Below are 26,327 nucleotides of genomic sequence, written 5' to 3'. Positions count from 1 at the left end.
TGCCTTCAGGTGAAAGCGTCGGGCATCGAATCCTTGCGGTCCTTGATAAAGGCGAGCAGCGCCTCGTCGATGGCAGGATCGAGCGGCGGCGCTTCGTAACTGTCGAGCCATGAGCGGCACAGCGCATTGGCGCGGTCCTCGATGCGCTTCTCGCCTTCGATCTCCCACTGTTCGAAGGAATTGTTGTCCATCAGCGCCGAACGGTAGAAAGCGGTTTGGAAATTGGCCTGGGTATGGGAGCAGCCGAGATAGTGGCTGCCGGGGCCGACTTCGCGGATCGCGTCCATCGCCTGGCCGTCTTCCGACAGGTCGACGCCCATGGCCATCTTCTGCATCATGCCGAGCTGGTCCTGGTCGATCATGAACTTCTCGTAGGACGACACCAGACCGCCTTCGAGCCATCCGGCCGCATGCAGCACGAAATTCGTGCCGGCCAAAAGCGTGGTGTTGAGCGTATTGGCGCTTTCATGGGCGGCCTGGGCGTCCGGCACCTTGGAGCCGCACAGCGAACCGCCGGTGCGGAACGGCAGGCCGAGACGACGCGCCAGCTGCGCCGCGCCGTAGGAGACCAGCGACGGCTCCGGCGTGCCGAAGGTCGGCGCCCCCGACTGCATCGAGATGGAGGCGGCAAACGTGCCGAACAGCACCGGCGAACCCTTGCGGATCAGCTGCGTGAACGAGGCGCCCGCCAGCACTTCGGCGAGAATCTGCGTCAGCGTGCCGGCGACCGTCACCGGGCTCATGGCGCCCGACAGGATGAACGGCGAGACGACGCTGGCCTGGTTGTGGCGCGCATAGACCTTCAGTGCCCCGACCATGGTTTCGTCGAACACCATCGGCGAATTGGCATTGATCAGGTTGAGCGTCACGCAGTTGTTCTCGACGAAATCGTCACCGAACACCAGCTTGGCCATGGCGATCGTGTCTTCGGCGCGCTCGGGCGCCGTCACCGAGCCCATGAACGGCTTGTCGGAATATTTGATATGGCTGTAGACCATGTCGAGATGGCGCTTGTTGACCGGAATATCCACCGGCTCGCAGACCGTGCCGCCCGACGAATGGATCGACGGCGCCATATAGGCCAGCTTCACGAAATTGCGGAAATCCTCGATCGTCGCATAGCGGCGCACGCCTTCAAGATCGCGTACGAAGGGAGGGCCGTAGACCGGCGCGAAGACCGTGGCATTGCCGCCGATCTGCACATTGCGCTCCGGATTGCGGGCATGCCAGGTGAAAACCGACGGCGCGGTCTTCAAGAGTTCGCGGCACAGACCTTTCGGGAAATGCACGCGCTGGCCGCGCACATCGGCGCCGGCCTGCTTCCACAAATCAAGCGCCTCGGCATCGTCGCGAAACTCGATGCCGATTTCTTCGAGCACGATATCGGCATTGCGTTCGATCAGTTGCAGCCCTTCCTCATCGAGGACCTCATAGACGCCGATCTTGCGCTGGATATAGGGAAGCGACGGCCCGGCTCCGCCGCCGGTCCGCGAGGCGCGCCGTGCAGCCGCTCCCCGTCCCTCTCCACGCGACCGCCGGCCGGCGGCGCCTGACTGCTCTGTGATATCGTCCATGGTCGTTCCTCGCTCTGGCGCTCTCCGCGCTCTGTCATGTCTCTATGCTATTCGAATTCCGATCTCAAACCTTCCTTAATGCGCCAACCACTTGCACGGAACAGACATCGTTGGTCCGTTACCGTCGCTTTTCAAGGGTACGGCGTCGCTATCGAAAAGAGTTTTTAGCGATATTGAGGTTTAACTGCTGATCATGCAGTCTCTGATGACTGCGACACTGAATCGCGATCGAGCCAATCGGAAAGCACCATCATGTCAGACGACGAAATCATTCTCGAAGATCTGTCCGACGAAGAACTTGTGCAGCAGATGCATGATGACCTCTACGACGGCATGAAAGAGGAAATCGAGCAGGGCACGCGCATCCTGCTCGATCGCGGCTGGACGCCTTACGATGTTCTGACCCAGGCTCTGGTCGAAGGCATGCGCATCGTCGGTATCGACTTCCGCGACGGCATCCTGTTCGTTCCGGAAGTGCTGCTGTCGGCCAATGCCATGAAGGCCGGCATGACCATTCTGCGCCCCCTGCTGGCCGCCACCGGCGCCCCGAAGCAGGGCAAGATGGTGATCGGCACCGTCAAGGGCGATATCCATGATATCGGCAAGAACCTGGTCGGCATGATGATGGAAGGGGCCGGTTTCGACGTCATCGATCTCGGCATCAACAATCCGGTCGAAAACTATCTGGAAGCCATCGAGCGCGAGAAGCCGGACATTCTCGGCATGTCGGCACTTCTGACCACGACCATGCCCTATATGAAGGTGGTCATCGATACGCTGAAGGAAAAGGGCATGCGCGATGATTACATCGTGCTGGTCGGCGGCGCGCCGCTCAACGAGGAGTTCGGCAGGGCCGTGGGCGCCGACGCCTATTGTCGCGATGCGGCGGTGGCCGTCGAAACGGCGAAGGACTTCATCAACCGCAAGCACAACCGGCTGGCCGGTCGCGCCTGAGGCTAAAAGACCGGACGTCTAGCGCCCGGTCAATCCGGAGCCGGCGGCAAGATCCGCCGGCACCATCGAGGCCATCTCTGTGGAGCGGCCGGCGTCCCATGCGGAATGTCCGGCTGCGGACAAAAGCACCGCCAGGATATAGGCGGCGCTCAATTTGGCGGTGACAGAGAGCGACATCGTTCATCCCCTCCCTTGGGTCCAGTGTTACTGGGCAGCCTGTTCGACATTGCGGCCGGCGGCCTGCGTGGCGTCGACCGTATTGGCCGTATCCTTGCCCATGCCGCGAATGGTATTGCCGCAGGCGCTCAGCGACAGGACGGCGAGAACGAGAACAGCGGCGGCGGGAATTTTTTTGGCATACATGGTAGAATGACCCCTTGATCGACAATCGGTTGGTTTAAAGGCTTAGCGATGGAACAACGCACAACTCGGCAAAAGGTTCACGTGATCGCCTGCGGCGCCATCGCCCGGGAAATCATGGCCATTGTCCGGGTCAATCGGATGGATCATGTCGCGCTGCAATGCCTGCCCGCCATCTGGCATTCCCATCCGCAAAAGATTGCGCCGGGCCTCGAAAAAGCCATTGCCGAGGCAAGGGCCGAGGGTGCGGAACGGATTTTCGTGGGGTACGCCGATTGCGGCACCGGTGGCGCCATCGACGCCATTTGCGAGCGGGAAGGCATAACCCGGCTGTCCGGTCCCCACTGTTATTCCTTCTTTGCCGGAAACGCCGATTTCGAGGCGCGCTGGGACGAGGATTTCACCTCGTTTTTCCTGACCGATTTCCTGGCCCGTCAGTTCGAGGCCTTCGTGGTCGAGCCGCTCGGCCTCGACCGCCATCCAGAACTGCGCGACATGTATTTTTCAAACTACCGCAAACTGGTCTACCTCTCCCAGGAGGCAGACCCTGTTCTGCAGGACAAGGCCAGGCAAGCCGCCGCGTTTCTGGGGCTTGCCTACGAATATCGCTTTACCGGCTATGGCGACCTCAAGACCGAACTCGCGGCCCTCTAATCACCGACGGCGTCACTTCACCGAATTCGCCACGCTCTGGCCGGCATCCTGCGTCGCGTCGACAACATTGCCGACATCGCGCCCGACGCCGCGGATCGTATTGCCGCAGCCCGACAGCGAGATGAGCGACACGCCGATCACGGCAACGGTTGCGAGGCCCTTGGAAAGCGTGGACGTCTTGGTGACCATAAAAATTTCTCCCCGATGGAACAAAATCGACGATCGCGTTCCTCGCACCGGTTTTGGCGGAAATCAAGGCAGACATGCGACGCGGGTCCGCCCGTTAATCGGCCCTTTACGCTATTGGCGAAATTGCCCTTGCCCCGAGCCCCGACTTAAGCCCTTTCTAATCGACCTCCGCCAAGATGATCCCAGGTCAACAAAAATCCAAAAGGCAAGAAATGACCAACAGGGTGGCAACGCTTGACAGTTCCTTCGACAAATCAGACGAGGCGCAAGCGCCCGAGCATTTGTCCGATCTCCTCGTCCGCCTGTCGCGGACGTCCGCCTCCAGGATCACCATTCGCGACATCGCCGTCGCCCTGCAGGATCGCTCCTTCGGCGCCTTCCTGCTGGTTTTCGCGCTTCCAAACCTTGTACCGCTGCCGCCCGGCGCCACGTTCATTCTCGGCCTGCCGCTGGTCTTCGTCGCCTGGCAGATGATCGCCTCGCCGCACGGCCGTGTCTACCTGCCGCGCCGCATCGGCGACTACGGTTTCGAACCGCAGACCTTCGATCTCATCGTCAAGCGCATCGGCCCTTGGCTGAAGCGGGCCGAAACCTGGGTCCTGCCGCGCTTCTGGTTCCTCGGAACCCGCGTCTCCGAACGGGTCCTCGGCGTCTACGCATTGTTCCTCGCCGTCATCATCGTGCTGCCCATTCCGCTCGGCAACTGGCCGCCGGCCTTTGCCCTGGCCATCATCGGCTTTGCCCATTCCGAACGCGACGGCGCCGGCGTCCTCGTCGGCTGCCTGGTCGGCCTGCTCTCGGTCGCCATCGCCGGCTTCATCGTCTGCACGGCCGGCGCCCTGTTCTCTCTGGTCTTTTGAAGGTTCGGGTCGATATGGCGAGCGAAATAAACAAAAGAGTGGTGGTGATGACCGCCGGCGGCCCAAACCCGGCCATCGTCATCAACGCGCTCCATGCCCGTTATCCCGACCTGCACGTCATCGAGGAAAGCCCGGAATCCAAGGCCGAGATCTGGCGCCGCCGCGCCCGGCGCCTCGGGGTCCTGCAGGCGACCGGCCAGCTCGCCACCATGATCGCCGCACGACTGCTGCGCAAAGCCGCGCAAAAGCGCATCGATGAGATCTGCAGAACCTTCCGCGTCGACCCGAATCCCAATCCCCGGATTCCTGTGCACAAGGTCGCCTCGATCAATGGTGCCGACACGCTTCAACGCATCGCCGATCTGAAACCCGCCGTCACCCTGCTGGTCTCCACCCGCCTGCTCAGCCGGAAGGCCCTCGCCGCCATACCCTGTTCGGTCCTCAACCTGCATGCCGGCATCAATCCCGCCTATCGCGGCCAGATGGGCGGATACTGGTCGCTGGTCGAAGGGGATCGCGAAAATTTCGGCGCCACCGTGCATCTGGTCGATGCCGGCACCGATACCGGCGGCACGCTCTACGAGGTGCGAACCACCCCCGCCCAAGGCGACTTCATCTCCACCTATCCGATGCTTCTGACGGCCGCCGCCCTCGACATCGTGTCGCGCGCCGTCGGTGATGCGCTCGACGGCAGCCTTGCGCCGATCATGCCGGCCGGACCGTCGCATTTAAGATTTCCGCCCGCCCTCTGGACATGGATCTCTGTCGGTTTGACCCGGCGAATCTGGTAAATCTCCGCCGCGTCGTATTTCAGCATATGCGACGTCGTCGCAAGCGCAGTCCATTGTCGGAAGCGCGTGCATTGTGACGCAAAGGGAGATTGAAGGACATGGCGGATCGGATCATCGTCTACTGGCGCGACATACCCGCCCAGGTCATCATCAAGCAGGGTCGCAAAAACGCCAAGCGCGAGCTGTCGCTGCGCTTCACCGAGGCGATCGATATGGCGGCGATGCGCACCGGCGCTGCCGAATCCGGCGATTATCTCGCCGAATGGCGCAAGGCCGATCCGACGCCGGTCGGCGACGATCTGGAGGCCGAGGCCGACAAAGCCGTGGCCGAGATCGAGGCGGCCTATGACAAGGCCCGGCTGGTGGCCCTGGTTCACGCCGGAGGCCGCGCCGATGCCTGATCTCAAAGGCAATGCCGCCCCGGCCAAAAAGGCCGCCACCGGCGCCTATACTCCGGCCGGCGTGTCGCCCAACCGCCGCGCCCGCCGCAGCTACACCATCCGGCTCTGGTCGGTCCGCCATTCGCGCTTTCTCGAATGGGTCTATCACCGCTTCGCCCACACATTCCTGCTGCTGCATCCCGTGTGGAAAGCGATCGGCTACTCGCGCGTCGAAAAGCCGATCACCTTCGTCGAGCGCAATGTCAAAGGCCTGCTGTTCGACTGTCGCATGTGCGGTCAGTGCGCGCTGTCGTCGACGGGCATGTCCTGCCCGATGAACTGTCCCAAACAGCTGCGCAACGGCCCCTGCGGTGGCGTGCGCGCCAATGGCAATTGTGAGGTCGAGCCGGACATGCCTTGCGTCTGGGTTCAGGCCTGGAAGGGGGCCCAGTCCATGGAGAAGGGAAGCGCCATCATGACGGTGCAGAAGCCGGTCAACCAGTCGCTGCGCGAAACCTCGTCCTGGCTGCGGGTCACGGCGGAAGCCGCCGCCGCCCGCGAAACCGCACGGAAAGACGCCTGAGCATGGCCCATATCGACGAAAACCCGCTTGGCATTCACCTGCCGCTGGATCCCCTGCCCGGCCATTCCTCCCTTGGCCGGCTGGAGCGCGTGCTGCGCCGCGGCGAATTCGCCGTCACCGCCGAGCTGAACCCGCCCGACAGCGCCGACCCGCACGACGTCTACGAGCGCGCCAAGGTGTTCGACGGCTGGGTCGACGGCATCAACGCGGTCGACGCCTCCGGCGCCAATTGCCACATGTCTTCGGTCGGCATCTGCGCCCTTCTGACCCGCATGGGCTATGCGCCGATCATGCAGATCGCCTGCCGCGACAAGAACCGTATCGCCATCCAGGGCGATGTGCTCGGTGCCGCCGCCATGGGCGTCGCCAACATGATGTGCCTGACCGGCGACGGCGTGCAGGCCGGCGACCAGCCGGGTGCCAAGCCGGTCTTCGACCTCGACTGCATGTCGCTCTTGGAAACCGTGCGCACCATGCGCGACGAGGCAAAATTCCTGTCCGGCCGCAAGCTCACCACCCCGCCGCAGGTCTTCCTCGGCGCCGCGATCAATCCCTTCGCGCCGCCATACGATTTCCGCCCCTACCGGCTTGCCAAGAAGATCGAGGCCGGCGCGCAATTCGTGCAGAGCCAGTATTGCTTCGACGTGCCGATGTTCCGCGACTATATGAAAAAGGTCGTCGACCTGGGCCTGCACGAAAAATGCTTCATCCTGGTCGGTGTCGGGCCTCTCGCCTCCGCCAAGACAGCCAAGTGGATCCGCTCCAACGTGCCGGGCATTCATATTCCCGATCCCATCATCGCCCGCCTCGAAGGCGCTGCCGACCAGAAGAAGGAAGGCAAGCAGCTCTGCATCGACATCATCAACGAGGTGAAGGAGATCGAGGGTGTGTCGGGCGTGCATGTCATGGCCTATCGGCAGGAGGAATATGTCGCCGAGATCGTCCATGAATCCGGCGTGCTGAAGGGCCGCAAGCCCTGGAAGCGCGAGGCCAATCGCGGCGATGCCGAAGTCGCCCAGCGCATGGATGACATTCGCACGCACGACGAACAGGACCAGCAGCAACTGGCGGGCCTTGCCGCCGGAAATCCCCATTGATTTGTGAAGGGCCGTACGCGGCCCTGCCGCCCTTGTAACGCCTATACCGGCGCGCTAGACCTCGTCACCAGACGCGCCACGACCGGAGGACTGAAATTGACCCGTACCATCGTCGCATCCGCCACACGAGAAATCATCATCGGCTTCGACCAGCCCTTCTGCGTCATCGGCGAGCGCATCAACCCGACCGGCCGCAAGAAGCTCGCCGCCGAGATGATCGAGGGCAATTTCGACACGGTCATCAAGGATGCCCTGGAACAGGTCGCCGCCGGCGCCACCATGCTCGACGTCAATGCCGGCGTCACCTCGGTCAACCCCAACGAGACCGAGCCGGGCCTGCTGGTCAAGACCATGGAAATCGTGCAGGGCTTGGTCGACGTGCCGCTGTCGATCGACAGTTCGGTCACCGCGGCAATCGAAGCCGCGCTGAAAGTGGCCAAGGGCCGGCCGCTGGTCAATTCCGTGACCGGCGAGGAGGAAAAGCTCGAGGCCATCCTGCCGCTCTGCAAGAAATACGACGTGCCGGTCGTCGCCATCTCCAACGACGAAACCGGCATTTCCATGGATCCCGACGTGCGCTTCGCCGTTGCCAAGAAGATCGTCGAACGGGCCATGGACTATGGCATCAAGCCGCATGACATCGTCGTCGATCCGCTGGTCATGCCGATCGGCGCGCTGGGTGACGCCGGCCGCCAGGTGTTCCAGCTTCTCTATCGCCTGCGCAACGAGCTGAAGGTCAACACCACCTGCGGCCTGTCCAACATCTCCTTCGGCCTGCCGCACCGCCACGGCATCAATGCCGGCTTCATCCCGATGGTGATCGGCGCCGGCATGACGTCGGCCATCATGAACCCCTGCCGCCCCCAGGAAATGGAAGCCGTGCGCGCCGCCAACGTCTTGAACGGCACCGATCCCAATTGCGGCAACTGGATCATGACCTATCGCGACCACAAGCCCGCCGAGCCCGGCGCTGCCCCCTCCACATCAGCCCCCGGCGCCTCCTCCGGCCGCCGCGGCGGCCGCGCGGCAAGGGCCGGTGCGGGTGCTGCGACGGAGTAAATTTCGCCGCCTTGTTTTACATTCGTCTATACAAACGTGTAGTATGAAGCTATGAAGCAAAAGATTTCCGGATTCGATTGGGACGATGGCAACTGGCCAAAATGCGCCAAACATGGCCTGACGAAAACGGAAATCGAGGAGGTCTTTGAAGAGGGGCCAGACATCTATTCCGATCCAACGACGGATGAGGATCGATGGCGGGCGATCGGAACGACCACGGAAGGACGGTACGTTTTCATAGTCTTCACCCTTCGGCGGATCGCGACGAAGACTTATATCCGTCCGGTGAGCGCAAGGTTCATGCATCAGCGGGAGATCAGGCGATATGAGCAATGACAAAGGCAAGAAACTACCTGTTTTGAGAACCGATGAGGAAGCGGAAGCTTTCGTTGATACGGCTGACTTGTCCGAATACGACCTGTCGGGCTTCAAGCCCGCCCAGTTCGAGTTCGAAAAGAAATCCGCCCAGCTGAATATGCGGTTGCCGGAAGCCCTCCTGACGGCCGTCAAGGAAAAGGCCCGACAGCGCGGTATTCCCTATACCCGCCTGATCCGGGAGGCTCTGGAGCAGACGGTAGCCAAGTAATATCCGCTTGCTCGAGGCTCAGGGGCCGAGCCCAACGTTGATTTGAAAGACTTTGAATGACCGACGCCACCGATCCCCTCGTCCTCTTCATGCCCTCGGGCAAGCGCGGCCGTTTCCCTGTGGGCACGCCGGTGCTGGAGGCCGCACGCCAGCTCGGCGTCTATGTCGAGAGCGTCTGCGGCGGGCGGGGCATTTGCGGGCGCTGTCAGATCGAAGTGCAGGAAGGTCAGTTCGCCAAGCACGGCATCACCTCGTCGAATGACCACATCTCGGAGTTTTCGCCGAAGGAAGTGCGCTATGCCGAGAAGCGCGAGCTGAAGGACGGCCGCCGCCTGTCCTGCTCGGCCACCGTGCTCGGCGATCTCGTCATCGACGTGCCGCAGGATATCGCCGTCAATGCCCAGGTGGTGCGCAAGGATTCGGACGGCCGCGTCATCGAGCGCAACCCGGCCATCCACATGTGTTATGTCGAGGTCGAGGAGCCCGACATGCACATGCCGCTCGGCGATCTCGACCGGCTGAAGGCAGCGCTGACCCGGGACTGGCGCTACGACAATCTCGAAGTCGATTTCCACCTCATCCCCCATGTGCAGACGATCCTGCGCAAGGGCGAATGGAAGGTGACGGCCGCCATCCACCGCGACAACGAGACCGGCCGGCCGCATATCATCGCGCTTTATCCGGGCCTCAAGAACGAGGCCTATGGCATCGCCTGCGATATCGGCTCGACCACCATCGCCATGCATCTATCGTCGCTGCTGTCGGGCCGCACGGTGGCCTCGGCCGGCACCTCCAATCCGCAGATCCGCTTCGGCGAGGATCTGATGAGCCGCGTCTCCTATGTGATGATGAACCCGGACGGCCGCGAGGGCATGACGCTCGCCGTGCGCGAGGCGCTCAACACGCTGATCGACCGGGTCTGCGCCGATGGCGGCATATCGCGCCAGGATATTCTCGATAGCGTCTTCGTCGGCAATCCGATCATGCACCACCTGTTCCTCGGCATCGATCCGACCGAGCTTGGCGGTGCGCCCTTTGCGCTCGCCGTCTCCGGCGCCATTCACCTCAAATCCTCCGAGATCGGCCTGCCGATGAATGCCGGCACCCGCGTCTACATGCTGCCCTGCATCGCCGGCCATGTTGGGGCCGATGCCGCCGCCGCCACCCTGTGTGAAGGCCCGCATCGCCAGGACGAGATGATGCTGCTGGTCGATATCGGCACCAATGCCGAAATCGTGCTGGGCAATGCCGCCCGCGTCGTTGCCGCCTCCTCGCCGACCGGTCCCGCCTTCGAAGGTGCGGAAATCTCGTCGGGCCAGCGCGCCGCCCCCGGCGCCATCGAGCGCGTGCGGATCGATCCGGTGACGCTGGAGCCGCGGTTCCGCGTCATCGGCATCGAGCAATGGTCGAACGAGCCTGGCTTTGCCGAGGAGGCCGCCAAGGTGCGGGTCACCGGCATCTGCGGGTCTGGTATCATCGAGGTGATCGCCGAAATGTTCCTGGCCGGCATCATTTCCGAGGATGGCGTGGTCGACGGTTCCCTGGCCGAGCGCTCGCCCCGCATCCAGGCCACCGGCCGCACCTTTTCCTATCTGCTGCATGACGGCGAACCGAAGATCACCATCACGCAAGGCGACGTGCGCGCCATTCAGCTGGCCAAGGCCGCCCTTTATGCCGGCGTCAAGCTTTTGATGGACAAGCAGGGCATCGACCATGTCGACCGCATCGGCCTGGCCGGCGCCTTCGGCACCTTCATCGATCCGAAATATGCCATGGTGCTGGGGCTGATCCCCGATTGCGACCTCGACAAGGTCAAGGCGGTCGGCAATGCCGCCGGCACCGGCGCCCGCATGGCTTTGCTCAATCGCGGTTACCGCCGCGAGATCGAGGACACCGTCACCCGCATCGAAAAGATCGAAACCGCCCTGGAGCCGAAATTCCAGGAGCATTTCGTCTTCGCCATGGCCATGCCCAACAAGGTCGACAGTTTTCCGAAACTCTCCGCCGTCGTCACCCTGCCGGAACGCAAGGTTCTCGCCGAAGGCGAAGACCCCGGCGGCGGCCGCAGACGGCGACGGAATAGGGACGCCTGAGCAGGCCTTTCGCCGGCTTCGGTCAATTCCGCAGGGATGCGGCGCGAAGGAGTGCGGCGAGGATCATGAGGGAGCGGACCGCTCAACGATAGTTCACACCGAACAGCGCAACGCAGGAATGGTGAAAGCGTATTTGAGCGTTGCCCTCACGGACTCCCTCGACGATTTTCTACTCCCCTCGCTTGGGAACGATCAGGACCTTGTATTGCGGCCCATCATCTCCGTACATCACGGTACCGTCGATCAAAATGATATGAGGATCGCTCAGCCGTTCAAGCTGGGATGACGGATGTCGAAACTCGTAGTGGCAAGTCGGACACTTCGGATTTGCTCCCGGCACAAATTTGCCGCCGCACGCGCAATCTGGAAGAGACGATGCAATGATGTGCAAAACCTCCAGACTTTCACCGTTCCAGCTGATAAGGCGGTCTTTTTCACGAAGAATTGCATTGTTGCAGTCGGAGCAATAAAAATGCGGGCACATCTGGCTCATTCCGGATGATCTCCATGCTGGCATTTCCACCGCGCAATTGGGGCAGATCAGCTGTCCAACGCTGGGATACTCGACCGTTTTCATCTTGGGTTTTCCATGGATCGCCATAGCCAAAGGCCTTAGCATAGCCGCTCTCAGCTCTGAGGCAATAATCACCAAAGTGGACCCCATGACCCTACTGGGCCGACCACGGTTTGGCGCATGCGCCACGATATCGCCACCAGGGCCTGCCTTAAAATTCGGGACGGAACGGCTTCGTCTCCAGCCAGCGGCGCGCCGCGCGCGCGATCTCTTCGGCCGGAAAGCCGGAAAAGCCGATGATCAGGCCCTGGCGGGCGGGCGGGCCGAGATACATCGGCGACAGGGCACGCACCCCGAAGCCGCTACGCGCCGCATCGGCGGCCAGGGCGAGATCCGTCAGGGCGAGATCCGTCAGGGCGGGATCGGACAGGGCCAGATCGGACAGGCCGGGCGGCAGGCCTGCCACCAGGTGCAGGCCCTGCTCCGGCGTCGAAACCTCCAGTCCGCCGTCGGCAAGCGCTGACACCAGCATGTCGCGCGCCAGCCTCAGCCGTCGGCGGGCCCGCTTGATATGGGCGGCGAAATGGCCGTCGCGCAGGAATTCGGCGAGCGCCTCTTCGGCCAGCGTCGGCGGAAAGCGATCAGACAGCCGCCGCGTGTCAAGCAATGCATCGCGCAACGCCCACGGAGCCACCAGATAGCCGATCCGCAGGCCCGGCATCAGCGCCTTGGAAAACGTGCCGACATAGATCACCCGGCCCTGGCCGTCGATGCCCTGCAGCGAGGTGAGCGGTGGGCCGGCATAGCGGAACTCGCTGTCGTAATCGTCCTCGATGATATAGGCGTCCTGCTGCTCGGCCCATGCGATCAGCGCCAGCCGGCGCGGCATCGACAGCGTCACGCCAAACGGAAACTGATGCGACGGCGTGACATAGGCGGCGCGCGCCTGTGGGCCGAGCCGAATGCCCGCCGCCGGGTCAATCCCTTCGGCATCGACGGGAACGCCGATCAGGCGCATGCCGGCGGCTTGGAAGGCGGCCCGCGCCGCCGGATAGCAGGGCTCTTCGACCCAGACAGGATCGCCGGATTTCAGCAGCGTGCGGATGACCAGGTCGATACCGTGTTGCGTGCCGGCGGTGACGATCACCTGGTCGCCGGTGCACTGGACGCCGCGGGCGGCCCGCAGATAGGCCGCGATCTCGTCGCGCAGGTCCTGTCCGCCGGCCGGCTCGTTGTAGTGAAAATGCCGGATCGACGGCTTGGCCAGATGCCGGTTCAGCAGGCCGCGAAAGATCTGCAATGTCCGCTGGTCCGCCGTCGACGATCCGAGCACGCCCGGCAGCGGCGGCGGTTCGCGTTGCACGGTATTGCGCCGCAGTGGCGGTGGCGTCTCGATCACCGGCACGACGGACGCCACATAGGTTCCGGCCCCGATGCGCGCCTCGGCAAAGCCGTCGGCCACCAGCATGTCATAGGCTGCGACCGCTGCACCGCGCGACAGGCTGAAGCGCCGCGCCAGGTCGCGCGTCGTCGGCAGCTTGGCGCCCGGCGGCAGCGTGCCTGCCTCGATCATGCGCCGCAACTCGCCATAGAGCGCCTGGCGTCGTGGCCCGGTTTTCGGCAACACCGGCACGGAGGCCGACCAGTCGGGGAAATTGGTTCGGATAATCTTGGCCATATTGGATCTTCTTCAAACCAATCGATTGCCGTAGCTCTGCCTCAACCAGAGCCCGGAGGCAAGCATGACCGTTCACACCCCAGACAATTCCTTCTCCGCCACGCAGCGTAGCCGCATCAAGCGCCTGCACCAGCGCGGCAGCTACGATCATGAAGCGGTGTTTGCTGTGCTCGACAGCGCCTTTCTCTGTCATGTCGCCTATGTCATCGACGGACAGCCCTATTGCACGCCGACCATCCACTGGCGCGAAGGCGAGTGGCTCTATTGGCACGGCTCCTCGGCGAGCCGCATGCTGCGCAACCAGAGCCAAGGCACGCCGGTCTGCCTGACGGTCTCCCATCTCGACGGTCTGGTGCTCGCCCGCTCCGGCTTCAACCATTCGGCCAACTACCGTTCCGCCATGTGCTTCGGCACCGCTCAGATCATCGACGATCCCCAGCAGAAGGCCCGCGCCCTCAAGGGCGTCGTAGACCGCTTCTATCCCGGCCGCAGCACGGAGCTGCGCGCCAACCATGCCCAGGAGGAAAAGGCGACCATGGTGATCGGCATGCAGATCGAGGAGGCCTCCGCCAAAACACGCGCCGCCGGCGTTGGAGATGATGAAGAAGACATGGCAACGCCGCTGTGGGCCGGCGTCATTCCCGTGCGCACCGTGATCGGCGCCGCAGAGATCAGCCCGCATGTGCCAACCGGTGTCGAGGCCCCGGCCCTTCTGGACATCTATCGCCAAGGCCGCCCCCTAGACGAGGCACTGGCCGAATGCCAGGCCCTCTATGAGGGCAAGGACGCCTGATCGAAAAGTGCGGTCTGCCCGGCGTTAAACCTTACGCCGCCATCCCGACCATTTCGGAAAACGCAAAGCGCACGCTGTCGGCCACCGCCTTGACCGGATCGGAGCGCTCCGTTCCGGTCAGCAGCCGCACTTCGAAGCTGCCGAGATCGGGCATGCCATGCTTGGCACCAAGTGCCGCCATCTCGGAGGTCAGGTAGCTGCGCGGCAGCGGCGCGACGGCAAGGTCCGCCACCACGGCGGCGCGCTGTGCCATGGTATGGGCGCTGAGATAGGCGATGCGATAGGGCCGCTTGTCGCGTTCCAGCCGTGCCAGCGCATCGGCCCGCCAGCAGCAGCCGTCCTCCCAGATCGACACCGGCAGCGGATCGCGCAGATGCGCCGTGCCGCATTTGGCACCGGCCCAGACCAGCTGCTCGGTGTGGATCACCTCGCCCTCCGTTGTCACCGTACCGGGCGCGCAGTTGACGAGGGTGAGGTCCAGCCGCTGTTCCTGCAGTCGCCGCCGCAATCCGCTGCTATTGTCGACGGTCATGTCCACCATGATCGCCGGATAGATCTCGGCAAAGCGCCTGAGGATGGTCGGCATGAAGCGCTCGCCGATATCATCCGGCGCCCCGAGCCGCACCACGCCCTTCATGTCGGGCATGCGAAAGCGGCCGACCGCCTCGTTGGACAGGGCGATCATCCGCCTCGCATAGGTCAGCAGCATCTCGCCGCCCTCCGTCAGCGTCACCGAGCGCGCGTCGCGCAGGAACAGCACCGTATTCAGCTGCTCCTCGAGCTTCTTGATCTGCATGGACACGGCGGACGGCGTGCGCAGCACCAGATCGGCTGCGGCCGAGAAGCTGCCGCCCTCGGCGATCGCCACGAAGGTGCGCAAGACATCGTTGTCGAGCAGCGGCAAAGGTTGACGAAATGGCAGGGTCATGGCTCGCCTCATCAATATAATTGAAGTTAAGAGACATATCATTTCGTTTGATTGAATGTCAATCGGGGCGCATCTTCCTCATCAGACGCAACCATCGGGAAGGAGACTGACATGTTCATTGCGACCATCCTGCGTGCCGTTCGCTATCTCAAGGCCCGGCTGCAAGCACAGCGCCTGCGCCGCCTCCGTCACCAGGCCATCCACGAGATCACCGCTCTGCCGCCCTATCTCAAAGACGATATCGGCGTGCCGCAAGGGCATGGTCACCCCTGCCCCTAAGTCACCGGCACAACAGACGCATCAATATATCTCATGCCTGACATAAGAAACATTCGTTTGATTGATGAAACACCTGGGAGCATATCTTCATCATCGCCGCTTCCAACCTTGGAGGAAAGACAATGACACTGACACTGATCCATCACGACACCTTGACCGGCCCGCTGCGGCCGCATGCGCCGGTCGTCGCACAGATCGCCGGAGCCGTGCAGGCATCCGCGGCCGCAGTCATTGCCTGGCATCGCAACCGCCAGACCCTGCGCCAGATCGAGGCCATGCCGGCCGACATGCGCAAGGATCTCGGCTGGCCTGCCGCCGACCGCGCCCTGCCGCGGACGAACAAGTCCTGATTGCGACAGACGGCCTTGCACCCGTCGTGTTCCGGCCAATTCGGCGGACCATGACGGGCAATGTTCGGACGAGAAAATACCGCTGGAATTCAAGCGCATGCCTGCCTTTGCCGCCCCGCCCATTCGAGGCATAAGGTCGCAACTGGCAAAATTTCAAAAAAATGTCGCGTTTTTCTCGCCGGCCTGTCATGGCCGGCGGATTTCTCCATGCTATTGTCGCATTTGAGATATCCAGATTGCAAATTCCACGCGAGGAATGGGCATTCGCTGCGCAGCATGGTGGTCCGACATGAGCAAGACGCCTATCAAGAAACGCACTCTGGTTTTCTTTCTGGTCCCGCATTTCACGCTGCTGCCCTTTTCGGGTGCCATCGAGACCTTGCGCATCGCCAATCGCATGCTGGGTTATGCCGCCTACGAATGGCGACTGGCCTCCGTCGATGGCCAGAAAGTGTATTCCTCCTCCGGCATTGGCATCGAGGTGAATTCCTCGCTGGCCGACGAGCGCCGCTATCTCGGCGGTGAAAACCGGCCGAACATGGCGCTGGTCTGTTCGGGCATCTATGTCGAGGAATTCAACAACAAGTCGGTCAATGCCTGGCTTCGCGAGGCCTATAACCGCAACGTCGCCGTCGGTTCCCTCTGTACGGGCGCCCACGTCCTGGCGCAGGCGGGGCTGCTGAACGGCAAGCGCTGTGCCATCCATTGGGAAAACCTGCCCGGCTTTTCGGAAACCTTCCCCCAGGCCGAGGTCTATGCCGATCTCTACGAGGTCGACAGCAATCTCTACACCTGCGCCGGCGGCACCGCCTCGCTCGACATGATGCTCAACCTGATCGGCCAGGATTTTGGCGAGGGCCTCGTCAACCGCGTCTGCGAACAGCACCTGACGGACCGCGTCCGCAGTCCGCACGACCGCCAGCGGCTTCCGCTCAGGGCTCGTCTCGGCGTGCAGAATTCAAAGGTCCTGTCGATCATCGAGCTGATGGAAAGCCATCTGGCCGAGCCGCTGTCGCTTTTGGAAATCGCCGACGATGCAGGCCTGTCGCGCCGCCAGATCGAACGGCTTTTCCGGCAGGAGATGGGCCGCTCGCCGGCCCGCTACTATCTGGAAATCCGCCTCGACCGTGCCCGCCACCTGCTGGTGCAATCCTCCATGCCGGTGGTGGAAGTGGCGGTTGCCTGCGGCTTCGTCTCCGCCTCGCATTTCTCCAAGTGTTATCGCGAACTCTATAACCGCTCGCCGCAGCAGGAACGCGCCGAGCGCAAGCTGACCATGTCGACGACCCGCACCGGCGTCGTCGTCTGAACGAATAGCCTGTCGACCGCCAAGGGGATCGGCCGACAGGCTTCGTGCTTGCTCTACTGAACCGCCTGCCCCGGCGGCGTCACGGAAACCGGCTCGTCGGTGCCGATGCCATCGACCACCGGCTGGCTGGTGCTGCCCTCGGCAATCGCCATCGGGCCGTCCGCCGGTGCCGGTTGCGCCACGGGCTTGGGCTCGTCGGCCAGCAGATCCGGGCCTTCCGCCGTGCCCATCACCTCGTTGTCGATATTGATCCCCTCTTCGGGAACGATCATCTGGCCGGCGGCGGACTGCGACGGTCCGCTTTCGTCGGGTGCGCTGTCCGGCACTGCGGCCACCGTCTCGAGCGGCGCGCTGGAAACCGGCGCCGCCGTGCCCGTATCGGCAAGGTTCGGTGTATCGAGATAATCCGCATCGGCCAGCCCGCCCGGTGCCTCTGGGGCGTCCTGGACATAGCCGCTGGGCTCCTCCACGCGACCGATCGGGTCGCCGACGCGGCCGATCGGTTGGCCGACGCGGCCGATCGGTTGGCGCATCGACGATATCGAGCCGACCCTTGTTCCACCATCGATCTCCTCCGGCGGTATCAAGCCGTCCGAAGAGCAACTGGAAAGTCCGAGCGCCGCGATCGTCAGGATCGCCATGCTGTCTGAAACGGATCTTTGCGCCATGCTCGATGCCCGGTTTGGCGGATTTTCAGGCCGCGGGATGATTGCTCCATCATAAGCGCCAAGCGGTAAAGGCTTTGTTGCGATAGCTGTCGCTCCTCCCTGCCGGTTGCGGCACCATGGCCCGTGCTTTCGCCTTGTATCCATCCGCATAGGCTCATACGCTTTTTCTCAAGGTTCACGGCGGGCATGGCCAGGCCGTGATTCGACGCTGGCGCATTGCGCCGCCCGACGCAGACCACTCGGAGGAAAGACATGACCGACACCGCAGCCCCGACCGGCGAATTGACCTTGCGAACGCTGGCCATGCCGGCCGATGCCAATGCCGCCGGCGATATTTTCGGCGGCTGGGTCATGGCGCAGATGGACCTTGCCTGCGGTATCCGCGCGGCAGAGCGGGCCCGCGGCCGCGTCGTCACCGCCGCCGTCCAGGAAATGGCCTTCGCCATGCCGGTCAAGATAGGCGACACGCTCTGCGTCTATACCGATATCGCCCGCGTCGGCCGCACCTCGATCACCCTGTCGGTGGAGGTCTGGGCCCAGCGCTACCTGACCCACGTCATGGAAAAGGTCACCCAGGCGACCTTCGTCATGGTCGCCCTCGACGGCGACGGCAAACCAACCCCTGTGCCGGCCGAATGAACAGCCTTCGGCGCCTCGGCCTTAGAGGTAGGCGGACCTGTTGCTGAAATCGAGGCCGGGGAAAATCGTCGAGGTCAGCGCGCTCATCGGCACGTCGAATTGCCGGTAGAGCATGGCGGCGGCCACTTCACGCACGTCGCCGGTCGGCATCAGGTCGCGCCCGTCCAGCAGGTCGCCATCGCCCAGCCCGGCCCAGCGGCCGAGCACCCGTCCGCCCTTGATCGCCCCGCCTGCCATCACGCAGCAGCCGCCTGTGCCGTGGTCAGTGCCGGCGCTACCATTCTGGCGCACCGTGCGGCCGAACTCCGTCATCGCCACCACCGCCGTCTTGCTCCAGGCCTCAGGTCCCAAAGTCTCCTTGAGAGTCGTGATGGCCAGCGCCAATTGTTTGGCCGCTTTGGCAAAATCGGCGGCCTGGCGGATATGGGTGTCCCAACCGCTGATCGAGAAGGCGGCCACCCGGTATTGCTCGCGCAGCAATCCCCCGGCCAGCCGCGCCACGTCGTGCACACCCTGCCCGCGCTTGGTGTCCCCATAGAGCTTGTCGCTGAAACCATCGACGCTGACGGCTTCCGCCATGGCTGTCGCGAACACCGGATCATTTTCATAGAGCCGCGTCAGAAACTGCAGGGCATCACCATCCATCGTGACGTCCGATTGCGTCGACCAGACCTCCGACTTGTTCGGGCCGGCGAGAATGAGATCGCGCGATGTACTGACGTCGACGGCGGCAGTCGGCTGCGCCATTACCGACAGCGTGCGATTGAGCCAGCCAGATCGCAGTCCGTCGGTGGACGAACCGCCCGTCTCCAGAATGTCCTGACCATCGAAATGGCTGCGCGCGTTGCGATAGGGGGTGGAAACCGAATGCACGAAGGACAGTTCTCCCGCTTTCCACAGCGGCATCAGGTCCGCTGCTGCGGGATGCAGGCCGAAAAAGCCGTCCAGGTCGAGCAACCCTGCATCTGCGCCGACCACCAGATCGGGCCGCAATTGCTTCAGCAGCGGATCGCCATAGGGCTGCACCAATGCCAGGCCGTCCATGGCGCCGCGCAGCACGATGGCAACGAAGCGATTATCACCCGGCATCGCGGCAAAGGTCAACGGAGTGAATACAGGCGCGGCTGCCAGACAGCAAGCCGAGGCAATGAAGCCGCGTCGGGAGAGATTGGTCCTGTCGCTCATCGTCTGGATCCTATCGCCTGTTGAACTCGGGGGAGGCAAGCACCAGCGTAATGCCGATCGCCTTCGAGGGTGCCTGCCCGATGATCCGAATGGTCTCGTCCCGCGCCGCATCCGCAAGCGCAATCGTCGCAAACTCCCGGGGATCTCGGTCCTTGCCAAGGCTGGCGGACAACCGGCGTGCCCAGCCGATCCGTTCGGTCAACTGGTTGGCATTCATCCAGGACTCGGAATCGTCTTCGAACCCGGCTGGGCTGGGTGGCGCCCAAAGCTGCTGGCCCATTCGTCGCAAAACGTTGAGGCTGTTTAGTGATTTTGCTACCGGCACTGCCGACGGCTGGTCGTCCTGCATCGGCGCGGGGGCCATACCCCCCATCATTCCGTCTGTCTCTGTGACCGGTCCTACGGTCCCGGCTCCAGACAATGCCACCTCGTCGGCATCGAAAGCACGCAGCGACGAGACGACATAATCGAAGGGCAGCTTGATCTTTCCCCCGGGATTCTCCCAGGCAGACGGGTGCTGGACCAGCGCCCGGTAGACCTGGAACAGATCGCCATCGCTACGGCTCCAGGCCGCCATCATGGCATCGATCAGCGCTTGCGGCGCCTCGTCGCTGACGAAATGCACGGCAAGCTTGCGACAGATATGCACCGCGGTACTCGGATGGGCCGACAGGTCGTCGATCAGATCAAGGCAATCGTCCATGGCGCGTTTCTCACCACCATAGGTCTTCCCAAGCACCGTAAAGCGGCCGGGTTCCGCCCGGCGAGGCTGGAAGCGCACCTCCATGGTTTCCAGATCGGCGGCCAGACCGGAGAGGACATAAGCAGCCTGCCGCACATCATTCTGCGTATAGCCGCCGCCAACTCCAAGCGTATGCAATTCGATCAGTTCGCGGGCAAAATTCTCGTTGATACCTTTGCCCTTTTCCATGCCGACCACGGAATTGGGTCCGGTAGACTGCGTCTGGTCCAGATAGATCATCATGGCGGGATGCAGGGAGACGGTCTGGACCAGGGTGGAAAACCGCCCGGCCAGCAGCGGCCGAACAACTTCGGCCTCGAAGGCCGGCACCATGATGCGCATCATCGGGTTTTTGCCTGACCCGATGGCAAAGTGGTTGGTCCAGAAGCTGGCGAGCCGCTCATGAAACCCGTTTGGCGACAGCACGGCTTGGGCGATCCTCGCCTCGCTATCGGCTCGAAACAGGGCAGCCAGTTCCTTGTTGATTGCGCGGCTCTGTTCTTCTGTCGCCTCGCCGCGCCGCTTCTGCAACCGCAATTCCTTGAACTCGGACGCATATCTGACGATCTGCTCTCGTCGACCCGCAAGTCCCTCGCGCGGAAACAGAGGCGCTGCAGCCGCACCGCGCTCGACCTGTGCCAACAGTTCGTCCGGCCCGGAAATTCCAGGCTCTGACGGCCGCAGCCCGTAACCGAACCGCATGGCCGCGGTACTGGACACAGAGAGACTCATCGATGGGTTTCCTCGCAATTGGGCCGTTGCAAGGACGATACCGATTTTTACGGCGATTTGAAGAAGGCTCAGGCCCGGAAGATCAATGTCGCGCCGATAGCGATCAGCGCGAAACCGGCGGCATGATTCCAGGTCAGCGCCTCCTTCAGCCAGAACACCGAGAAGCCGGAAAACACCACCAGGGTAATGACCTCCTGCATGGTTTTCAGCTGGGCCGCCGAGTAGACTTCATGGCCGATCCGGTTGGCCGGAACCGCCAGGCAATATTCGAAGAAGGCTATGCCCCAGCTGGCGAGGATCACGACATAGAGCGGCAGGGAGGTGAATTTCAGGTGCCCGTACCAAGCGAATGTCATGAAGACATTGGACAGGAGCAAAAGGACGATCGGCCAGACGGCGGCGGCGCTCAGGGAGAAGGGCATCAGCTGATCCTTGGGATTCGAACGGAATTGAATGCCCATAAACGGCTGTGGCACGGTCGACAAGTCCGCGGGTTCGTGTGGCCCGGCCACCTCCAACTGCGTTAAATCAAAATTATCAGGGACGCGTTATATAAGCAGATGGGATGAGGAGCCCGTTTGCGGTCCGAGCCGGGTAGAGACTTGGGGCCACGATGGCTAAAAAGGCAGTCACAGCATGAAATTCGAGGACCAGATCCGCGCTGCCCAGGCCGACTCCGTGCTGGCGGTGCTGACCGTCTCCCTGCTTGCCAACAGTTTCATCGCGCTGACCACGGCCGCAGTCCTGTGGCTGCAGCAGCCCGCCACCGACCAGGCCATCTGGCTCGTCGGCATTGTGACCCTGAACATGCTGCGGCAGGTCGCGGCCGCCATCCTCAAGCGAAAGGATGTCGGCCGGCGCGACCCCAAGGCGGTTCTCAATCACCTCACCATCGGCGCCTTTGCCAGCGGCTGTCTCTGGGCCTTCGCGCCATTTCTCGGTCCAGGGCTTAGCTCCGACGGCGCCCAGGCCTATGTCATCTTCATCATTGCAGGCATTTCGGCCGGCGCAATCATCCAGAGCACCGCCTATTCCCGGACCGCCATCGCCTTCGGCGCACCGGCGATGCTGGCCGCCGTAGCCTCGCTGCTGCAATCGCCCAGCACCGTCAACACGGTCATCGCTGCCGACGTCCTGCTGCTGATGGTGATGATGTTCCGCAGCAGCCGCATGAGCGAGGTCAATTTCATCATAAGTCTGACCGATCGTCTCAAGGCCGTTTCCCTGGCCGCCTCCCTGTCGCGGGCCAACGAGGAGATCAGTTCGTCCAACCGCCAGCTGGAAATCCTTGCGAGCCGCGATCCGCTGACCGGCCTCGGCAATCGCGCCGCCTTCAACCTGCGGCTGGACCAATTGCTTGGGCAGCCTGAAGGCGATGTACCCATGGCCTTGCTGATCATCGACCTGGACCGCTTCAAGTCGATCAACGACACCATGGGCCACACCGCCGGCGATATCGTGCTCGCCGAATTTGCCCGCCGCCTGTCGGCGATTGCGGCCCCTGAGCATCTGGTCGCCCGCCTCGGTGGCGACGAATTCGCTGTGGTGATCGAAGGCGAGGACGCCGCAGCCAAGGCCCTCGCCCTCGGCACGGAAATCCTAGACCTGACGGCCCGTCCGGTGATGATCGGCGATCGCCAGGTCACCATCGGCTCAAGCGTCGGCCTCGCCCATGTGCCCGAACATGCCCGCTCGGCCGAGGCGATCTTCGCCTGTGCCGACATCGCCCTGTATGCCGCCAAGGAACAGGGCCGCCGTCGCCTGCGCGTCTTCAGCCCCGATATCAAGCAGCGCCTCGATCGCCAGAAACAGATCGAGATCGGCCTTGAGGACGCCCTCGCGTCCGGCGAGGTCGAAGTGTTCTTCCAGCCGCAGGTGGAATTGTCCGGCGAAACCGTCATCGGCTTCGAGGCGCTGGTGCGCTGGAACCATCCGGCGCTCGGGGCCATCAGCCCGCCGGAAATCGTCCAGGCGGCCCGCGCCCTGCATGTCTCGGAACGGCTGACCCGCCATGTGGCGACAGCGGCCGCCGACCTCGTCCTGCGCCTGCCCGCCCTCGGCCTGGCCGGCATCTGCGTCGCCATCAACGTCTCGCCGCGCGAATTCTCGCTGTATTCCCTGTCGAAGACGCTGGGCGAAGTGGCACGCGCCGCCGGCATCTCGCCGTCGCAGATGGAGATCGAGATCACCGAGGAGGCCACCCTCGACACCGCCGCCGCCGGCACCGAGCTGGAACTGCTGGAAAAGGCCGGTTTCCGCCTCGCCGTCGACGATTTCGGCATGGGTCACTCTTCGCTCGCCTATATCATCAGCCTCAAGGTCGATCGCCTGAAGATCGACCGCAGCTTCGTGCACGGCATCGCCGCCAGCCGCCAGAACCAGGCGCTGGTCGCAGCCCTGGTCGGCATGGGCCATGCCCTGTCGATCGACATCGTCATCGAGGGCGTCGAAACGCCCGAAGACGCCGAAGTGCTGCGCATGCTCGGCTGCCGTTTTGCCCAGGGTTATCTCTACGGCCGCCCGATGCCGGCCGCCGCCCTGCCCGCCTGGCTGGCCGCCCGTTCCCCAAAGGCGCAGCCGGAGAGCCTTGCCGGTACCGCCTGAAACCTACAAAAGTGTTTCCCTTTTGTACTCATGGCCCCTTTTCTTTCGCCGCGATCTTCTCCATATTCCGGCCATGGCCAAAGCACCCAAATCCCCCGCCCGCTCGACCGGGTTCGAAGAGTCTCCCCAGGCATCGTTTGAAGGCGCGCCGCTCGCCAGCAGCGTCTCCGACTGGGTCAAGCAGCTGGAGGCCGAGGCCGAGGCTTCCACCGTCGAGAGCCAGCGCGAGCTGGCCTCCAAGGCCGGCAAGCACCGCAAGAAGATCGAGATCGAGGCGCGCAAGCAATCCGAGAAGGTGGCTTTCGAGAAATCCGCCGCCGGCCGCAAGGCCGCCCCGGACGGCCCGAGCGCACAAAGATCCTCCCGCGGCACCTCGATGGGCGGTTCCACCGATCCGAAAACCCGCGCCGCCGCCGGTCTCAATCCGGTCGCCGGCATGGATACCTCGCTGGAGGATGCCGAAAGCCTGGCGCCCGGCGCCGTCACCGCCACGGTCGAGGCGCTGTCCTCGCTGATCGAGAGCGGCAATCCGCTGTTCAAGGACGGCAAGATCTGGGTGCCGCACCGCCCGGCCCGCCCGGACAAATCCGAAGGCGGCATCGCCATCCGCATGGTCTCCGACTACGAGCCGGCCGGCGACCAGCCGACCGCCATCAAGGACCTCGTCGAGGGGTTGCAGAACGACGACCGCACCCAGGTCCTGCTCGGCGTCACCGGCTCGGGCAAGACTTTCACCATGGCCAAGGTGATCGAGGCCACCCAGCGCCCGGCCGTCATCCTCGCCCCCAACAAGACGCTGGCGGCCCAGCTCTATTCCGAGTTCAAGAACTTCTTCCCCGACAATGCGGTCGAATATTTCGTCTCCTACTACGATTATTACCAGCCGGAAGCCTATGTGCCGCGCTCCGATACCTTCATCGAGAAGGAATCGTCGATCAACGAGCAGATCGACCGCATGCGCCACGCCGCCACCCGCGCCATCCTCGAGCGCGACGACTGCATCATCGTCGCCTCCGTCTCCTGCATCTACGGTATCGGCTCGGTCGAGACCTATACGGCCATGACCTTCCAGATGTCGGTCGGCGACCGCATCGACCAGCGGCAATTGCTCGCCGACCTCGTCGCCCAGCAATACAAGCGCCAGGACATCAATTTCGTGCGCGGCTCGTTTCGCGTCCGCGGTGACACCATCGAGATCTTCCCGGCCCACTTGGAAGATGCCGCCTGGCGCATCTCGATGTTCGGCGACGAGATCGACGCCATCACCGAATTCGACCCGCTGACCGGCCAGAAGACCGGCGACATGAAGTCGGTCAAGATCTACGCCAACAGCCACTATGTCACGCCCCGCCCGACCCTCAACGGCGCCATCAAGTCGATCAAGGAGGAGCTGAAACTCCGCCTCGCCGAGCTGGAAAAGGGCGGCCGCCTGCTGGAGGCCCAGCGCCTCGAACAGCGCACCCGCTACGATATCGAGATGCTGGAGGCGACCGGCTCCTGCGCCGGCATCGAGAACTATTCGCGTTATCTGACCGGCCGCACCCCCGGCGAGCCGCCACCGACTTTGTTCGAATATATCCCCGACAATGCCCTGCTGTTCATCGACGAGAGCCATGTCTCGGTCTCCCAGATCGGCGGCATGTATCGCGGCGACTTCAGGCGCAAGGCGACGCTGGCCGAATACGGCTTCCGCCTGCCCTCCTGCATGGACAACCGGCCCTTACGCTTCGAGGAATGGGACGCCATGCGCCCGCAGACCGTTGCCGTTTCGGCGACGCCCGCCGCCTGGGAACTGGAACAGGCCGGCGGCGTCTTTGCCGAACAGGTCATCCGCCCGACCGGCCTGATCGATCCGCCGGTCGAGGTCCGCCCGGCCCGCTCCCAGGTCGACGACGTGCTCGGCGAGATCCGCGAGACCGCCCAGGCCGGCTATCGCACCCTGGTCACCGTGCTCACCAAGCGCATGGCCGAGGATCTGACCGAATACCTGCATGAGCAGGGCGTGCGCGTCCGCTACATGCATTCCGACATCGACACGCTGGAGCGCATCGAAATCATCCGCGATCTTCGTTTGGGTGCGTTCGACGTGCTGGTCGGCATCAACCTGTTGCGCGAGGGCCTCGACATTCCCGAATGCGGCTTCGTCGCCATCCTCGACGCCGACAAGGAAGGGTTTCTGCGCTCGGAGACCTCCCTCGTCCAGACCATCGGCCGCGCCGCCCGTAACGTCGACGGCAAGGTCATCCTCTATGCCGACAAGATCACCGGCTCCATGCAGCGCGCCATGGACGAAACCGCCCGCCGCCGCGAAAAGCAGACCGCCTACAATCTCGCGCACGGCATCACGCCGGAATCGGTCAAGGCCAAGATTTCCGACATCCTCGATTCGGTCTACGAGCGTGACCATGTCCGCGCCGACATTTCGGGCGTCTCCGGCAAGGGCTTTGCCGATGGCGGCCATCTGGTCGGCAACAATCTCCAGGCCCATCTGACCGCGCTGGAAAAATCCATGCGCGACGCAGCCGCCGACCTCGACTTCGAAAAGGCCGCGCGCCTGCGCGACGAAATCAAACGCCTCAAAGCCGTCGAACTCGCCTCCATGGACGACCCGATGGCTCGGCAGGAAGCCAAGGCCATCGAGGGCAGCGGCAAAGGCCAGCCAAAAGGAATTACGTCCGGCCCCGGCAAGGCCGGCCCCCACCTCCCCCTTGAGGGGGGAGGTGCTG

29 protein-coding genes are annotated in these 26,327 nt (G+C 63.3%); 18 read left to right on the top strand and 11 right to left on the bottom strand.

All coding sequences use genetic code 11. The features are described 5' to 3' along the window. Window positions 1–5: 5 nt before the first annotated feature. Window positions 6–1,574 carry a trimethylamine methyltransferase family protein gene (locus HFC70_RS14940; RefSeq protein ID WP_168474068.1) on the bottom strand — a complete coding sequence of 523 codons (1,569 nt, stop codon included), beginning with the start codon at window positions 1,572–1,574 and terminating at the stop codon, window positions 6–8. A 252-nt stretch (window positions 1,575–1,826) separates the two neighbouring features. Between HFC70_RS14940 and HFC70_RS14935 the strand changes: the two genes are divergently transcribed. Then, window positions 1,827–2,528: a B12-binding domain-containing protein gene (locus HFC70_RS14935; RefSeq protein WP_168474067.1), complete on the top strand. Its 702-nt coding sequence runs from the start codon at window positions 1,827–1,829 to the stop codon at window positions 2,526–2,528. Between the two features lie 18 nt (window positions 2,529–2,546). On the opposite strand, the gene HFC70_RS14930 is transcribed toward HFC70_RS14935, so the two are convergent. Continuing rightward, the gene (locus HFC70_RS14930; protein ID WP_168474066.1) at window positions 2,547–2,705 is read right to left on the bottom strand and encodes a hypothetical protein; all 159 of its coding nucleotides are present in this window, start codon (window positions 2,703–2,705) and stop codon (window positions 2,547–2,549) included. 27 nt (window positions 2,706–2,732) lie between these two features. Beyond that, complete coding sequence (locus HFC70_RS14925) at window positions 2,733–2,891, bottom strand: entericidin (protein ID WP_168474065.1); 159 nt, start codon at window positions 2,889–2,891, stop codon at window positions 2,733–2,735. Between the two features lie 48 nt (window positions 2,892–2,939). Here HFC70_RS14925 and HFC70_RS14920 point away from each other — a divergent pair, with 48 nt between their 5' ends. After that, window positions 2,940–3,542 carry a DUF1638 domain-containing protein gene (locus HFC70_RS14920; RefSeq protein WP_168474064.1) on the top strand — a complete coding sequence of 201 codons (603 nt, stop codon included), beginning with the start codon at window positions 2,940–2,942 and terminating at the stop codon, window positions 3,540–3,542. Between the two features lie 12 nt (window positions 3,543–3,554). On the opposite strand, the gene HFC70_RS14915 is transcribed toward HFC70_RS14920, so the two are convergent. After that, window positions 3,555–3,731 carry an entericidin B signal peptide protein gene (locus HFC70_RS14915; protein ID WP_210259297.1) on the bottom strand — a complete coding sequence of 59 codons (177 nt, stop codon included), beginning with the start codon at window positions 3,729–3,731 and terminating at the stop codon, window positions 3,555–3,557. Window positions 3,732–3,943: 212 nt separating this feature from the next. On the opposite strand from HFC70_RS14915, the gene HFC70_RS14910 reads away from it, so the two are divergent. From HFC70_RS14910 to HFC70_RS14870, 9 genes are all read left to right on the top strand, one after another. Beyond that, on the top strand, window positions 3,944–4,591 hold the full coding sequence (locus tag HFC70_RS14910; protein ID WP_168474063.1) for an exopolysaccharide biosynthesis protein: 648 nt from the start codon (window positions 3,944–3,946) through the stop codon (window positions 4,589–4,591). Window positions 4,592–4,605: 14 nt separating this feature from the next. Beyond that, window positions 4,606–5,382, top strand: coding sequence for a formyl transferase (locus tag HFC70_RS14905; protein ID WP_246735807.1), 777 nt, complete (start codon window positions 4,606–4,608; stop codon window positions 5,380–5,382). 98 nt (window positions 5,383–5,480) lie between these two features. Then, window positions 5,481–5,783, top strand: a complete 303-nt coding sequence (locus HFC70_RS14900; RefSeq protein ID WP_168474061.1) for a virulence factor — start codon at window positions 5,481–5,483, stop codon at window positions 5,781–5,783. Beyond that, window positions 5,776–6,345 (top strand): methylenetetrahydrofolate reductase C-terminal domain-containing protein, encoded by a 570-nt coding sequence (locus HFC70_RS14895; protein ID WP_168474060.1) that lies wholly within the window; start codon window positions 5,776–5,778, stop codon window positions 6,343–6,345. Before HFC70_RS14900 ends, HFC70_RS14895 begins: the two co-directional genes overlap by 8 nt. A gap of 2 nt (window positions 6,346–6,347) precedes the next feature. Beyond that, entirely contained in the window at window positions 6,348–7,442 is a 1,095-nt protein-coding gene (locus HFC70_RS14890) for a methylenetetrahydrofolate reductase (RefSeq protein WP_168474059.1), read from the top strand. Between the two features lie 96 nt (window positions 7,443–7,538). Then, window positions 7,539–8,501 carry a methyltetrahydrofolate cobalamin methyltransferase gene (locus HFC70_RS14885; protein ID WP_168474058.1) on the top strand — a complete coding sequence of 321 codons (963 nt, stop codon included), beginning with the start codon at window positions 7,539–7,541 and terminating at the stop codon, window positions 8,499–8,501. A gap of 51 nt (window positions 8,502–8,552) precedes the next feature. Further along, a complete protein-coding gene (locus HFC70_RS14880; protein WP_168474057.1) occupies window positions 8,553–8,837 on the top strand; it encodes a BrnT family toxin in 285 nt (94 codons plus the stop codon). Continuing rightward, a complete protein-coding gene (locus HFC70_RS14875; protein ID WP_168474056.1) occupies window positions 8,827–9,087 on the top strand; it encodes a BrnA antitoxin family protein in 261 nt (86 codons plus the stop codon). The genes HFC70_RS14880 and HFC70_RS14875 overlap by 11 nt, the downstream gene beginning before the upstream one ends. Before the next feature lie 56 nt (window positions 9,088–9,143). Then, on the top strand, window positions 9,144–11,180 hold the full coding sequence (locus HFC70_RS14870; RefSeq protein ID WP_168474055.1) for an ASKHA domain-containing protein: 2,037 nt from the start codon (window positions 9,144–9,146) through the stop codon (window positions 11,178–11,180). A 169-nt stretch (window positions 11,181–11,349) separates the two neighbouring features. Here HFC70_RS14870 and HFC70_RS14865 read toward each other — a convergent pair whose 3' ends face one another. Then, window positions 11,350–11,757 (bottom strand): hypothetical protein, encoded by a 408-nt coding sequence (locus HFC70_RS14865; RefSeq protein ID WP_168474054.1) that lies wholly within the window; start codon window positions 11,755–11,757, stop codon window positions 11,350–11,352. A gap of 148 nt (window positions 11,758–11,905) precedes the next feature. Next, window positions 11,906–13,372, bottom strand: a complete 1,467-nt coding sequence (locus tag HFC70_RS14860) for a PLP-dependent aminotransferase family protein (RefSeq protein ID WP_168474053.1) — start codon at window positions 13,370–13,372, stop codon at window positions 11,906–11,908. A 64-nt stretch (window positions 13,373–13,436) separates the two neighbouring features. Here HFC70_RS14860 and HFC70_RS14855 point away from each other — a divergent pair, with 64 nt between their 5' ends. After that, window positions 13,437–14,165 (top strand): pyridoxamine 5'-phosphate oxidase family protein, encoded by a 729-nt coding sequence (locus HFC70_RS14855; RefSeq protein WP_168474052.1) that lies wholly within the window; start codon window positions 13,437–13,439, stop codon window positions 14,163–14,165. A gap of 31 nt (window positions 14,166–14,196) precedes the next feature. On the opposite strand, the gene HFC70_RS14850 is transcribed toward HFC70_RS14855, so the two are convergent. Next, window positions 14,197–15,093 carry a LysR substrate-binding domain-containing protein gene (locus HFC70_RS14850; RefSeq protein ID WP_168474051.1) on the bottom strand — a complete coding sequence of 299 codons (897 nt, stop codon included), beginning with the start codon at window positions 15,091–15,093 and terminating at the stop codon, window positions 14,197–14,199. Window positions 15,094–15,204: 111 nt separating this feature from the next. Between HFC70_RS14850 and HFC70_RS14845 the strand changes: the two genes are divergently transcribed. From HFC70_RS14845 to HFC70_RS14835, 3 genes are all read left to right on the top strand, one after another. Continuing rightward, window positions 15,205–15,372, top strand: a complete 168-nt coding sequence (locus tag HFC70_RS14845) for a hypothetical protein (protein WP_168474050.1) — start codon at window positions 15,205–15,207, stop codon at window positions 15,370–15,372. Between the two features lie 122 nt (window positions 15,373–15,494). Beyond that, window positions 15,495–15,722, top strand: coding sequence for a hypothetical protein (locus HFC70_RS14840; protein ID WP_168474041.1), 228 nt, complete (start codon window positions 15,495–15,497; stop codon window positions 15,720–15,722). A gap of 289 nt (window positions 15,723–16,011) precedes the next feature. After that, complete coding sequence (locus tag HFC70_RS14835) at window positions 16,012–17,031, top strand: GlxA family transcriptional regulator (protein ID WP_210259280.1); 1,020 nt, start codon at window positions 16,012–16,014, stop codon at window positions 17,029–17,031. A 53-nt stretch (window positions 17,032–17,084) separates the two neighbouring features. Here HFC70_RS14835 and HFC70_RS14830 read toward each other — a convergent pair whose 3' ends face one another. Then, entirely contained in the window at window positions 17,085–17,699 is a 615-nt protein-coding gene (locus tag HFC70_RS14830) for a hypothetical protein (protein WP_168474048.1), read from the bottom strand. 252 nt (window positions 17,700–17,951) lie between these two features. On the opposite strand from HFC70_RS14830, the gene HFC70_RS14825 reads away from it, so the two are divergent. Next, complete coding sequence (locus HFC70_RS14825; protein ID WP_168474047.1) at window positions 17,952–18,338, top strand: acyl-CoA thioesterase; 387 nt, start codon at window positions 17,952–17,954, stop codon at window positions 18,336–18,338. Between the two features lie 21 nt (window positions 18,339–18,359). Here HFC70_RS14825 and HFC70_RS14820 read toward each other — a convergent pair whose 3' ends face one another. The 3 genes from HFC70_RS14820 to HFC70_RS14810 form a co-directional block, all read right to left on the bottom strand. Beyond that, complete coding sequence (locus tag HFC70_RS14820; protein WP_368669677.1) at window positions 18,360–19,532, bottom strand: DUF1501 domain-containing protein; 1,173 nt, start codon at window positions 19,530–19,532, stop codon at window positions 18,360–18,362. A gap of 1 nt (window position 19,533) precedes the next feature. After that, on the bottom strand, window positions 19,534–20,997 hold the full coding sequence (locus HFC70_RS14815; RefSeq protein WP_168474045.1) for a DUF1800 family protein: 1,464 nt from the start codon (window positions 20,995–20,997) through the stop codon (window positions 19,534–19,536). A gap of 68 nt (window positions 20,998–21,065) precedes the next feature. After that, window positions 21,066–21,419, bottom strand: coding sequence for a DMT family protein (locus HFC70_RS14810; RefSeq protein WP_168474044.1), 354 nt, complete (start codon window positions 21,417–21,419; stop codon window positions 21,066–21,068). Window positions 21,420–21,633: 214 nt separating this feature from the next. Here HFC70_RS14810 and HFC70_RS14805 point away from each other — a divergent pair, with 214 nt between their 5' ends. Together HFC70_RS14805 and uvrB are read left to right on the top strand one after the other, a co-directional pair. Next, window positions 21,634–23,601, top strand: coding sequence for a bifunctional diguanylate cyclase/phosphodiesterase (locus HFC70_RS14805; RefSeq protein WP_168474043.1), 1,968 nt, complete (start codon window positions 21,634–21,636; stop codon window positions 23,599–23,601). Window positions 23,602–23,674: 73 nt separating this feature from the next. Beyond that, window positions 23,675–26,327, top strand: a 2,653-nt coding sequence (gene uvrB, locus HFC70_RS14800; protein ID WP_246735806.1) for an excinuclease ABC subunit UvrB, incomplete at its 3' end; no start/stop codon positions are given.

The sequence above is a fragment of the Agrobacterium sp. a22-2 genome (assembly GCF_012276985.1).
Taxonomy (GTDB): Bacteria; Pseudomonadota; Alphaproteobacteria; order Rhizobiales; family Rhizobiaceae; genus Allorhizobium.
This window is presented reverse-complemented; position numbering and strand designations above follow the sequence as displayed.